General features: G+C 51.8%; 3 protein-coding genes. All 3 read right to left on the bottom strand.

Annotated features, from left to right (window positions below):
• Window positions 1-172 precede the first annotated feature (172 nt).
• The 3 genes from ACO6UX_RS19320 to ACO6UX_RS19310 all read right to left on the bottom strand — a co-directional run bounded on the left by ACO6UX_RS19320 (window position 173) and on the right by ACO6UX_RS19310 (window position 13,870).
• Window positions 173-11,962, bottom strand: coding sequence for a hypothetical protein (locus ACO6UX_RS19320; RefSeq protein ID WP_422449991.1), 11,790 nt, complete (start codon window positions 11,960-11,962; stop codon window positions 173-175).
• A gap of 383 nt (window positions 11,963-12,345) precedes the next feature.
• Window positions 12,346-13,608, bottom strand: coding sequence for a UDP-N-acetylglucosamine 1-carboxyvinyltransferase (murA, locus tag ACO6UX_RS19315; protein WP_422449990.1), 1,263 nt, complete (start codon window positions 13,606-13,608; stop codon window positions 12,346-12,348).
• Between the two features lie 10 nt (window positions 13,609-13,618).
• A complete protein-coding gene (locus ACO6UX_RS19310; RefSeq protein WP_163370989.1) occupies window positions 13,619-13,870 on the bottom strand; it encodes a BolA family protein in 252 nt (83 codons plus the stop codon).
• Between the last annotated feature and the right edge of the window lie 237 nt (window positions 13,871-14,107).

The raw sequence follows: 14,107 nt of genomic DNA, 5'->3' as shown, positions 1-14,107 counted from the left end.
CGCCCGAAGGGTGGCTCAGAAAGGCGCCATCTGCTTTGTCAGACTTGCTTGGCGTAGAATAACTACGCGCTGCACAAGTCTTTCGCGCATCTGACGCCTTTCTGAGCCAGACTGCGCGTCCCGCTGAGCACGCAACGAAACGTCAACAGGCCCTGGCTATTTATCTACTCGGTCAGCCTCCCAGGGCCGGAAAGTCCTCCGAAAGCTTCGGATTTGCCGGGGCATTAAGCCGACGTTTTGACCTGTCCATCTCTTTTATACGACCAACAGGCAATACACCCTGCGAAGAGTGCGGCAACGGATTTGCCCGGGAATTGACCGGCAAATCCTGCTTTACAGGAGCCCCTGTTCCGAACATCTTATTGGCAAAATCAAAGTCCCGGGCCATCATCAACCGGATGTCATCGGGCACATCCATGTCACCGACCAGCTTACGTACCGTCCCTACCACCTCTTCAGTAAACTTTTGTTCGGGCTGTTTTTCAGTGCCGGGACTGTAGATACTGCCATCAGGATTACTCTGACTGTTCTGCCAGAATTCCTGCAAGCGCTGGAATTGATAACTCTGGTAAATCGGCTCCAGCACTTTGCCATCCTCCGGGTTAGCCAGCCAGGAGCTGGTGGGTGTGGTAGAGATCAGATGCAACAGGTAGGGCTGTCCCGCTGATTCAGTGGTAACTCCGGATCTGTTCACCAGTTGCACCGCTCTTTCCGGAAGTGCTTCCACCAGGTTGGCAACCAGGAATAACAGACGGGACAGATCCTGCGGTCCAGTTGCATTTCCCTTCACACGATTAACCAGCAAAACCAGACTTTCCAATGGAATCTTCCTGGCCAGAATGGAGTGTGACGGAGCATTACCCAGCCGGAATTCTTTGACCACCTGATCAATGACCTTACCAAGCAGGATAAGATGATATTTTGGATTTTCATCGATTGATACCGTCCGCAGCGCACTCAGCAGCTCTTCATGGGTATCACTGTGAATGGACAAAGGACAGGGGTTAAATAAGCCATTAATAAATCGCAGGGCATTAAATGACCCAATTCCCCTTTCACCTTCCAAGGCAGGTGTATAGGGAGCGCCTTTGAACGACATCGGTATTGCAACAGGTACGGTGAAAAATTGCAGAATGCGATTGGCCGTTTTGGCTAACCAGCGGGTAATCGGGTTTGACCTTTCTTCAGAGAATAGCGTTAACTTTAACTTGATAACCGCCTTGCCATCATCTGCCAAAGTGAGTCCGGGATTGTAGGCCTTAAGCGTATTTTTAAACATGGCTTTACATACCTTACCGAAACGGCCGGCATGAACACGGATTGATTCAATATCATCCAGAGTTCCTGTGGTATTGTTAATAGCAACTTTGGCATCGACTTTAATAGGCCCGCCAATCAGCCACCCGGCAAAACGACTCAACCGGTCGGGCTTCAGCAGTGTTGTTACATCAGCGTAGCCATTGCGATGTCGGTCAAGGTGAATATCCGCCTCGACATGATCAACCAGGCCATGGCCTGCCAGATTCACTTTTACTGATTCAATGGTTGGATGTCCATCCTGCGGCCCGGCACTGATATCGATGTAAGGTCTTGGAGCATACTTATGTATGTTAAGAGAGAGTTTCAGGTTGCTAAGGCCAAAACTGAGAATATCTTCTCCGGGGCCGTCCAGAATATTGTCGTGAAACTCACCCGTAATTTGATCAACATTGAAATCAATATGATCTGGTGTAAATGTCTCCAGCAGACTCCTGGCTAAATCGGCAGGGCTCATCGCAGGGGCAGCTGCTAATAGAGCGGCTTTGTACAACTTGCTTTTTTCCGGTAATTGATAGGAAATGGTGACTCCGGTCACTTCGATATCAACATCAACCTGATTTTCATTCTCAAATATCAGATCCATTTTGCGAATCTGAATAGAGCCATCCTTCATTTTCGTCAGGTAAGCCTGAATATTCTTAAACACCCGACCATCAATGATGACCCGGTCAATCTTCACCGGTTCATTGAGGTTTCCGCCCAAACTCTCATAGGTTTCCGTCGTCTGCATCAGGAAACATAAAATTTTCGGGAGCTCCCTGGCCACACAGCTTTTTGGTTGAACCTGCAAAACGCCAGACGTAATCTTACCCGGATCAAAGCGGTGGGCAAAAGCTGCCGCCAGTTCTGCTGCCAACTTATTGAAGTCAATGTCCTGTGCTTTATTTCGTGCCAGCAGTAATGCTTTATCCTGAACCGCCTGACGTACGGAAGGCATAACCTCCTCCACGGTTTTATCAATCAGGGGATTCACCAGAGATGAGATGTCGGCACCATGATCCCGGACCCAACCAGAACAGCAGTTACCCGTGTAAGTCATAGCCCGGGTCAACACCTGATCAATAATGGGGGTCAGGTAAGGCGTCATATCATCAACTGCACGTTTACATTCTGTCTCTCCCTCTTTTCCAGCAACCTGCTTTGCCACAGCATCGACAACAACCCGGGTAACCGTTGTGCGAATCTGGTCGGTAAATACTCCAACGAAATGGTGTAAATTAGCGTCGTTACTCAACCAGAGAGCAATATTTTGAATAATATCCGCCTGAGCCTGCCTGAGTGTTTCGGCCATCGCCTTCTTTATTGGCTCGATAACCTCTAACTCAACCCCTTGTTGATGACGGATAATCCATTCCCCCCCATTAGCCATCATATGCGTTAACATTTTATCAATGGCTTTATGCAGCTCCGGTGTCGCTGCCAGGGCATTGGCTTTGATCCATTTTTCCATGCTTTCCCGGATAAAACCCTGGCCATGATTCAGGGCCTTATCGATAGCACCATCAATATGCGGCATTAATAATGCCTCCAGTTCCATTGGTGCTGGAGCTCCGACATTCACATTCTTCAAAAGCGCCTCAATTGCGTTCTGGATGCCATCTGCATTGTTATAAACGGCAGTAGCCATACCCTCAATCGCATCGGCAACCGCCTGGCCTAAATAGTTAGCCGTAAGACTTTGCACATGGAGGTTGACGGCTTCGGTAATGCCAGCCGCATTGCCATCGGATGGTTCTGCAAGCGTCCCGATACCGTATTCAGTCCCGGCACTCACCGCTTCCTTAACCATTCGCTGAACATGGGGAAGAACGATTGGGAAAATAGACATTCTGGAGCTATCTGCGTCGTTCCCGGATTTCAACCGCAGATTGTCTGCCCATGCCTTACGACGGAAGATATCAGCGCCTTGAGTAATCACTTCCGTAATGCCCTTGCTCAGGTCGGGTATCAGGTCATCCATCACTTGAGACTGACGAGAGTGGCCGTCTTTCTCAGTGGCTGTATTCACCCCTTGAGCAGGTGCTATTGTTTCAGCAGCCCTGCGCAGGGTAGCGACTACGTCACCCTTATCCTGCTGACTATCGTTGACCGCAGAGCGCAGAGTCGCCAGCCGATCATGCAGGATGGATTCCAGCTCCGGGGCCGCCTGTTGCATCATTGCCCGAACATGGACTTCCACATCGTGCCGGAGCACCGTTCTATGCTGACGTATCCAGCCTGACAGTTGATCCACACCGTAACCGGCCAGTTGTTCCAGTACCTGTCCCCTGTTGAGTTGATTCTGCAAGAAAGGAAGCACTGCATCCCTGAGAGTCCGGGACTGTGATGTCTGCTGTACGCTCTCTGCGACCAGGCCGGAAGTACCCGTCACTGTCGGTACAACCAGGCCATTCAATCTGCGCACAAGAATATCCAGCAATTTCTGCCGGTTCGGCTGCTGTTCTGTCGTGGTATCTTCTTTAGCCAGCCAGCCAAGCACACCATCAATAACCGCCTGCTGGATCACCACCGCCTGCTCGGTAATGGCATCAATCACCCTGGGGACGACCACCTCATTATCAGCAAACAGACCGGTTGCCAGTATATCCAGCCACCTGGTGCCATCAGCGATCCCCTGCAATGTCAGGTCACTGGCCATTGCTTTCACACTGTCGTAAGGCAGACCTTCCAGAACCGCTTCCAGCTGGTCTGCACCGCTGTGCAGCATCTCGGCCAGGCCTGTTTTCAGCATGTCATCAACTTCGGTGCCAATAGTCGTACGTTGACCCGAAGCTACCTGCCCGACAGTTTGCGGCTTCTGTGTCGAAGCGGGCAAATGCACTTTATCCGGGCTAGCCGGTACCAGTGCTTGTTCAGCTGCCTTCTTTACGTCACTCACAGTTTGTTGTTGCCAGGCAGCAGACAACAGCTTTTCGGTGATACTTTCGACAACGTTTGTCGTAAGGAATGGTGATACGACGCCGGTCAGTTTAGCGATGCTATCCCCGGACAGCACAACACCGTTGCTCTGGTGGTTGCCAGACGGCATGCCATGGTGTTTGGCAACAAACCCGGCACCTTCTTGAACGGCGACCTTGATAACCTTGCCAAAGCTGTCAGACAGAATTGACCTGGCCACTTCCAGTTGTTTTGTTTCATCGATGGTCAGCTTGATTAAATCGCCGACCATTTCGCTGGCCTGCTCTGCTGCGGCCTGACGGGCATCATGCCAGTGGTTCTGCTGTTTTTGATGGTTAGTTGTCGTTTTCTTCACACTGGTGACAGCAACATCTCCGGCCCTTTCCTTTGGCTTCTGCGCTTTTGCCGCCTGGCGCAGGTCAGCCACTACGTCGTGCTTATTCTCTGAACGCTTTCTCATTGCGGCGGCCAGTGCTTGCAGTCTTGCGTGCAGGAGCCCTTCCAGTTCCGGTACGGCTTTGTCCATGCTTGCCCGGGTCAGTACTTTTACATCCTCTGCAAGGTCGTCCTTATGCTGGCTGACACTGTTTACCAGCGCATCGACTCCGTAAGTGGCCAGCCGTTCCAGTACCTGACCTTTCTGAACCTGGTCCTGTACGAACGGCATTACGGCGTTTCTGAGTGCGGTGGATTCTGATGCCTGGTTTCCAAGTGCCGCTGCTTCGCCCGTCACGCCGGTCAGCAGTGGTTCTACCAGAGTATTCCCACGGCGAACCAGAATCTCCTTTACGACTTCCAGGTTTTGCTGTCCCGATGCCTGATCCACGGTTGATAACCAGCCAAGCCCGTGAGTCGCCAGGGTCTGCACCAGCGACTCTGCCTGTTCGGTTAACTTATCAACTACCCTGGACACGACCCGGGCATCACCGGCAAACAGGCCGTTCACCAGCTCACCTACCCAGATGGCACCATCGTGTATCCCTTGCCGGGTCAATTCCCCAAGCACCGCTTCGGCAGTAGTGTATGGGTGTTTTTGCAGAAGTGATTCCACCTGATCGGCCACCGCGTTGACCATACCGGCAAGCCCTTCACCCAGCATTCGGTCAACTTCACGGGCTATCATCGTGGCTGAGTCTGCGGTTTCCACCTCGGCAGTGATCTCGGTAACAGTTGCTGTTTTCCAGTCTGCGGATTGCAACCGGTCACTCAGCAGTTCAACCATTAATTCAACCGTGGCTGTGGTCAGAAACGCCGGTAATTGTTCGGTCAGCGCCGTGCCGCCCTCTAAGGCATTCACGTCGTCACATTGCTCACCGTTGCGCCTTGCGGTAAACAGCGCCCCTTCTTTGACGACAAGACCCATAACCTCACGGATACTGTCCTCAAGGATCGGCTTGACCGCTTCCAACTGACCACTCTGTGTAATGACCAGGTCGACGGCTTCATCAGCCAGATTACCCAACTGATCAGCAACGGCCTGACGGGCATCATGCCAGTGATCCTGTTGATTTTGATGGTCCGCTGTCGTTTGCTTATTATCGCTGCCGGGCTTTTCCTCTGGCTTCTGAGCTTTCGCCGCCTGGCGCAGGTCAGCCACAACGCCGTGCTTATCATCTACCTCCTTTTCCATCGCAGTACTTAGGGCTTGCAACCGTCTATGGAGAAGCTGTTCCAGTTCCGGTAGGGCTTTGTCCATGCTTGCCCGGGTCAGTGCTTTTACATCCTCTGCAAGGTTGTCCTTATGCTTGCTGACACTGTTTACCAGCGCATCTACTCCGTAAGCGGCCAGCCGTTCCAGTACGTGGCCTTTCTGAACCTGGTCCTGTACGAACGGCATCACGGCGTTTCTGAGTGCGGTGGATTCTGATGCCTGGTTTCCAAGTGCCGCTGCTTCACCCGTCACGCCGGTCAGCAGTGGTTCTACCAGAGTATTCCCACGGCGAACCAGAATCTCCTTTACGACTTCCAGGTTCTGCTGCCCCGTTGCCTGATCCACGGTTGATAACCAGCCAAGCCCGTGAGTCGCCAGGGTCTGCACCAGCGACTCTGCCTGTTCGGTTAACTTATCAACTACCCTGGACACAACCCGGGCATCACCGGCAAACAGACCGTGCACCAGCTCACCTACCCATGCAGCACCGTCGTGTATCCCTTGCTGGGTCAACTCCCCAAGCACCGCTTCGGCAGTAGTGTATGGGTGTTTTTGCAGAAGTGATTCCACCTGATCGGCCACCGCGTTGACCATACCGGCAAGCCCTTCGCCCAGCATTCGGTCAACTTCGCGGGCTATCATCGTGGCTGAGTCTGCTGTTTCCTCCCCGGCGGTGATCTCGGTAACCGTTGCTGTTTTCCAGTCTCCGGATTGCAACCGGTCACTCAGCAGTTCAACCATTAATTCAACCGTGGCTGTGGTCAGAAACGTCGGTAATTGTTCGGTCAGTGCCGTGCCACCCTCTAAGGCATTCACATCGTCACATTGCTCACCGTTGCGCCTTGCGGTAAACAGCGCCCCTTCCTTGACGACAAGATCCATAACCTCACGGATACTGTCCTCAAGGATCGGCTTGACCGCTTCCAACTGACCACTCTGTGTAATGACCAGGTCGACGGCTTCATCAGCCAGATTACCCAACTGATCAGCAACGGCCTGACGGGCATCATGCCAGTGATCCTGTTGATTTTGATGGTCCGCTGTCGTTTGCTTATTATCGCTGCCGGGCTTTTCCTCTGGATTCTGCGCTTTCGCCGCCTGGCGCAGGTCAGCCACAACGCCTTGCTTATCGTCTGCCCCCTTTTCCATCGCAGTACTTAGGGCTTGCAACCGTCTATGGAGAAGCTGTTCCAGTTCCGGTAGGGCTTTGTCCATGCTTGCCCGGGTCAGTGCTTTTACATCCCCTGCCAGGTCGTCCTTATGCTTGCTGACACTGTTTACCAGCGCATCCACTCCGTAAGCGGCCAGCCGTTCCAGTACGTGGCCTTTCTGAACCTGGTCCTGTACGAACGGCATCACGGCGTTTCTGAGTGCGGTGGATTCTAATGCCTGATTTCCAAGTGCTGCTGCTTCGCCCGTCACGCCGGTCAGCAGTGGTTCTACCAGAGTATTCCCACGGCGAACCAGAATCTCCTTTACGACTTCCAGGTTTTGCTGTCCCGTTGCCTGATCCTCGGTTGATAACCAGCCAAGCCCGTGAGTCGCCAGGGTCTGCACCAGCGACTCTGCCTGTTCGGTTAACTTATCAACTACCCTGGACACGACCCGGGCATCACCGGCAAACAGGCCATTCACCAGCTCACCTACCCATGCAGCACCGTCGTGTATCCCTTGCCGGGTCAATTCCCCAAGCACAGCTTCGGCAGTAATGTATGGGTGTTTTTGCAGAAGTGATTCCACCTGATCGGCCACCGCGTTGACCATCTCGGCAAGCCCTTCGCCCAGCATTCGGTCTATTTTGCGGGCTATCATCTTGGCTGAGTCTGCTGTTTCCTCCCCGGCAGTGATCTCGGTAACGACTGCTGTTTTCCAGTCTCCGGATTGCAAACGGTCACTCAGCAGTTCAACCATTAATTCAACCGTGGCTATGGTCAGAAACGCCGGTAATTGTTCGGTCAGCGCCGTGCCGCCCTCTAAGGCATTTACGTCGTCGCATTGTTCACCGTTCTGCCTCGCGACAAACAGTGCCCCTTCTTTGACGAAAAGCTCCATAACCTCACGAATACTGTCCTCAAGGATCGGCTTGACCACTTCCAACTGACCACTTTGTGTAATGACCAGGTCGACGGCTTCATCAGCCAGGTTACCCAGCTCCTCTGCAACAGCCTGACGGGCATCATGCCAGTGATCCTGTTGATTTTGATGGTCCGCTGTCGTTTGCTTATTATCGCTGCCGGGCTTTTCCTCTGGCTTCTGAGCTTTTGCCGCCAGGCGCAAGTCAGCCACAACGTCACGCTTATCCTCTGGCACCTTTTTCATTGCGGCGGCCAAGGCTTGTAACCTTGTGTGCAGGAGCCCTTCAAGTTCCGGTAGGGCTTTGTCCATGCTTGCACGAGTCAGTGCTTTTACATCCTCTGCAAGGTCGTCCTTATGCTTGCTGACACTGTTTACCAGCGCATCGACTCCGTAAGCGGCCAGCCGTTCCAGTACGTGACCTTTCTGAACCTGGTCCTGTACGAACGGCATCACGGCGTTTCTGAGCGCGGTGGATTCTGATGCCTGATTTCCGAGCGCCACTGCTTCGCCCGTCACGCCGGTCAGCAGTGGTTCTACCAGAGTATTCCCACGGCGAACCAGGATCTCCTTTACGACTTCCAGGTTTTGCTGTCCCGTTGCCTGATCCTCGGTTGATAACCAACCAAGCCCGTGAGTCGCCAGGGTCTGCACCAGCGACTCTGCCTGTTCGGTTAACTTATCAACTACCCTGGACACAACCCGGGCATCACCGGCAAACAGACCGTGCACCAGCTCACCTACCCATGCAGCACCGTCGTGTATCCCTTGCTGGGTCAACTCCCCAAGCACCGCTTCGGCAGTAGTGTATGGGTGTTTTTGCAGAAGTGATTCCACCTGATCGGCCACCGCGTTGACCATCTCGGCAAGCCCTTCGCCCAGCATTCGGTCAACTTCGCGGGCTATCATCGTGGCTGAGTCTGTGGTTTCCTCCCCGGCAGTGATCTCGGTAACAGTTGCTGTTTTCCAGTCCCCGGATTGCAAACGGTCACTCAGCAGTTCAACCATTAATTCAACAGAGGCTGTGGTCAGAAACGTCGGTAATTGTTCGGTTAGCGCCGTGCTGCCCTCTAAGGCATTCACGTCGTCACATTGCTCACCGTTCTGCCTCGCGACAAACAGTGCCCCTTCTTTGACGACAAGATCCATAACCTCACGGATACTGCCCACCAGAATCGGCTTGACCGCCTCCAACTGACCACTTTTTTTAATGACCAGGTCGATGGTTTCATCAGCCAGGTTACCCAACTGATCAGCAACGGCCTGACGGGCATCCTGCCAGTGATCCTGTTGATTTTGATGGCCCGCTGTCGTTTTCTCCACACCCTTGCCGGTCAAATAGCCGGACTTTTCCCCTGGCTCCAGCTCCTCCGCTATCTGCTGAAAAGTAGTCACCGCATCAACCCTGCTACTTGCCAACGCAGAATGCAGGCTCTCTAATCGTTCATGGATAGCACCTTCCAACTCCGGGGTTGCCTGAACCAGCAATGTTTTTACATACTCTCGAGCATCCAGATCTATCTGTTCTTTGTTTTCCGCTATCCATGTTGCCAACCAGTCCATACATTGATTGACCTGGTATTTCGCCCCCCACTCCTTTGCTCGTTGCCTTATCCAGTGCATAGCAGCACTTATCAGCTGGTGCTGCAGATTGACCGTTTCCTCTGAAATTGTATCTATAACTGCCAGAACAATGGATTCGTCCCCCATTTTCCGGTTAAACAGATCTCTTACCAGATCATCAAGCCAGACGGTTCCATCCCCGGCGCTTTGCAGGATAACGTCGGAAGCCAGTTTCTGAAGACTGTCCAGGGGCAGGGTATCAATCACAGACTTTAATGGGTCCGTTAATTGCTGTAGAGCAACTGCTTCCGCTGTTTTCAATGCCTCATCGATGGTGTTTGCGGAGTCTTCCTGAGAATCTGACGGGCTATTCGACTGACCGATCACTTCACGCCCTTTGTCACGAAGTGCTTTTTTCCACGCCTCAGACTCGAGCTTACGGCTCAATATATCAACAGCCAATGTCGTTAAAACCGGTGTCATGGCTGCCCGGAATCCGGGGAGAGTCTCTGCCAGTCCCTGATCTGCCGCGAGTTCTGTGCCATTTCGCTCAGCAATAAAAGCAGCACCTTGACTGACAGCCTGTTCCATCACTTTCTCAATGCCCGGCTCTACACTCGCTATAACCGTATCCAGATTTTTCCGGAGTTCGCCGGTCAGCAGGTCTATCGCCTCGACTACCACCCTGCTACCTTGTTGAGCAATCAACTGATCAATAACACGGCTTTGCCCGACACGAGGTTCTGTCGTTCCTTCAGCAGAATATGAGGTAGAAGCCCTGTCTGATTGATCGCTCGTTGCTGAATCGCCTGATGTGTGTGGGTCTTTTACAGCGGCAGAGGCAACCTCGCCCTGTTCAGTTTGCTGGCTATTGTCTGCAAACGCAGTGGTGATTCTGGAAACCAGGTCTTGCACATCCCCACTATTATTTTTACAGTCTTGCGTTTCTCTCTTCAGTTTCCTGATAATACATTTAATATCTGGCGCAATTTTTTCCAGATTCTCTTCTATCAACGGTTTCAGCTTATCTTTAAACGCCTGTTCATTTTGAAATACCCGAACAGCTTCTTTTATTTTCTTATTGATCAGCTGTTTGATTTTCTTTTCGGTGTATTTGACCGGCTCTGGTTCAGGCTGATTGGATTTGGACTTCCATAGACCCGCTATTTTGCCAGCCATTTTAGAAATACCATCCGCAGCAGAACTGAATTTCTGCACAACAATATGGCTGTGTTTTTGCACAACCGTTGTTAATGTTTTTGCTGCGCTACTGGCAATTCTATTTTGAATTCTGTCAATTTCATCCGGTTTATGTTGCTGCCAGTCATTGAATATGCGCACAGTATCAGCGCGAATATTCATCAGGGTATCAATAATGATGGCCGTAATTCTGGATAGCAGCTCATCAACATTCTTATCGGTCAACTCAACGCCTTCAGCCATCATGCTGACCAGTGCCTGGTTGATAATCCCCTTTAAAGAGTCAGCCTTGATGGCTGTCATTTTTTCATTAAACAGTTGATTACCCGACTGCGATACAGTAACAATGCCGTTACTTAACATGGAATCAATGCCAGTTGCATTGTTTTGTGCCAACGGATGCCCGGTTAAACCCAGTATGCTCACGATTAACCGGGTCAGAGTGTCCGATATTTCCTTTTTCCCAGCGTCGCTATCCGCCAGGGTTACTTTATCCAGAAAGGCCTCATGAGTCAGGTGTACCAGAATGGTGGCAATTGATCGGGTAACATCACTGACCCAGCCTTCATCCCCACCGGGATCAACCGCATATCCAGCCACTCCACCGGCAACGTTTTCTGGCCAGGGGCTGGCCTTTTTCAGCTCGCCCTGAATCACTTCCGTCAGATTTTCCACCAGGGCATTCAGAGCCTCAGGCTTTTCCAGCATTTTTTCCGGCGTTAAACCTGCCGCCTTGACCAGCCTGTCACTCACCTTCTTGCGGGCCTTTGCGGGAGGACGGACAATCTCGATATTCACATAACCGTTATCATGACTGCCACCCACAGAGCAACTGGTCCGACCGGCAGCAACGATTGGCTGGGCATCCGGATTAACTCCAACCTTTCTCAAACCTAACTTAATGCCCAGGCCACAGGCTTTGCGGAGGTTTTGATAGAAACAAAAAACGATATCATGGTAAATATGGCGAACTTGAGGAGCGTCCTCATCCGGGCTACCGGAGGCTGGAACACCGGTTGCTTTTGTCTGCCCCATAGAGGAATAGGCAGTAGCCTGTTGGCTTGCCGTTAAATTCTGACTCCGGGGTACTGCCAGTAGATAAGTACTTTCATCTGCATCATCAGCAGTGCCCTCGCTTTGATTGGCGCTGGAAGCCAGTAAAGAACGCCCTGACACTTGACTGATTGAGCTTCTGTCAACCATTGCTGTCTGTTCAGGAACATCCGGTGCAGCATCCTGACATTGATTGATAGTCACATGATTTGCTGTATCAAAATAAGGCCGAACAGAAACCCTATCTCCGCTCGCTCTGATCGATGGAGACCGGGGTCCTCCCTCCGGGATGACCGGGTTGATAGCAGTAAACTCCGTTAATTCCATTTAATTAGACTCCATTCTACTGCCAGGCATATTCTTGTATTTGAGAGAGCCTTCATTACGCGATATTTAATGAGCCAGCAAAACCAATGAATTGACAAAGCTTTATTCTCTGATGGATGTAAAAGTCTTTGACGGTCATCAAGTCATCAATAACAAAATTGAGACTATCGTTTTATTTGAGTGGTAAAAGGGAGAAAAGTTCCCTGACTTTTGACCAAAAAGCCGAAAGTCAGGGTAAGAAAGGAGAAAAGAAGTGTAAATCAGGCAGGAACGCGACGAATTTTGGCACCAAGTTGCTGAAGTTTCTCTTCAATGCACTCGTAACCACGGTCAATATGGTAAATACGTTCTACTACGGTATCACCTTCAGCGACCAGACCTGCAATAACCAGACTGGCTGAAGCCCGCAAGTCAGTCGCCATAACCGGTGCGGCCTTGAGCTGCTCAACACCTTTGACGATAACGGTGTTACCTTCCACATCAACGTCTGCGCCCATGCGTTTCATTTCCTGAACATGCATGAAGCGATTTTCAAACACGGTTTCGGTAATCCGACCGGTGCCTTCAGCAATGGTATTCAATGCGGTGAACTGAGCCTGAATATCGGTGGGCATTGCTGGATAAGGTGCCGTTTTCAGGTCAACGGCCTTGGGACGCTTGCCCTTCATGTCCAGTTCAATCCAGTCATCGCCCCATTCTACCGCAGCACCGGCTTCCCGAAGCTTGAACAGAATCGCATCGAGAATATCAGGCTGGGTGTCTTTCAGGCGAACCCGGCCACCGGTTGCTGCGGCAGCAATCAGGTAAGTGCCGGTTTCAATGCGGTCTGGCAAGACCGAGTAGGTGCAGCCATTAAGGCGCTCTACGCCCTGAACCCGGATCATACCCGTACCATGGCCTTCAATCTTCGCACCCATGGTAATCAGGCACTCGGCCAGATCCACCACTTCAGGCTCACGGGCCGCATTTTCAATAATGGTTTCGCCATCGGCCAGTACTGCAGCCATCAGGATGTTTTCCGTACCAGTGACCGTTACGGTGTCCATCAGTATGTGTGCACCTTTCAGGCGATCCTTGACGCTGGCTTTGATATAGCCGTCTTCCACAACAATATCTGCGCCCATGGCCTGCAGGCCGCTGATATGCAGATCAACCGGACGGCTACCAATAGCGCAGCCACCGGGCAGGGAGACTTCTGCATAACCAAATCTGGCCAGCAGAGGGCCCAGTACGAGGATAGAAGCCCTCATGGTCTTCACCAGCTCATAAGGTGCCACGAGCTGCTTGATGGTGCTGGCATGAACTTCCACGTTCATCTTTTCATCCACCAGCAGCTCAACCCCCATGCAGCCAAACAGCTCACACATGGTGGTAATGTCATGCAAATGGGGCAGATTACATACGGTAACCGGGGAGTCAGCCAGCAGGGTCGCAGCCAGAATCGGCAGGGCAGAGTTCTTGGCACCAGAGACCCGAATCTCTCCATCCAGGCGCACACCACCGGTGATAATCAGTTTATCCATGGTTTCTCACTTAGTCCTGGTTACCCAGCTGTCTGGCACGCTCTGCGGTAGTCAAAGCCACCATCGATACAGCGTGAATCGCACCACTGGTGATGAATGGATTCAGGTGAGAATAGATCATCTGCTGACGCTGAACCGGTCTCTTCGCCTCAAACTGGTCACTGATTACGGTCAGACGAAAGTCACACCCCTCGCCCTCAACAATCACTTGTGAGCCCGCAATCTCCTTCTCCAGAAGCGCCTTGACCTCTTCGGCTTGCATGATCCAACCTCTCAGGGAATAACAATCAGGTATTTAAAGGGAACAGTAAAACCGGCCAATGATATCCGAGAGAGGGTTCCATGAATAGCCCCAAAACGGGATCAACCCGCTAGGAGCCTGTCGGGCTTAAGCGTCCGTAGCGAGGATTGCGAGAAATTGAGGATAAAAATTTCTGCTTCTGAGGAGAATAGCGGGGCTATTTGACGAAGAAGCAGGAATTTTTAGACCAATTTATCG

This window comes from Endozoicomonas sp. ALB091 (genome assembly GCF_049310265.1).
GTDB lineage: Bacteria > Pseudomonadota > Gammaproteobacteria > Pseudomonadales > Endozoicomonadaceae > Endozoicomonas.
The sequence above is the reverse complement of the archived record's forward strand: the minus strand, read 5'-3'. Positions and strand labels throughout refer to the sequence as shown.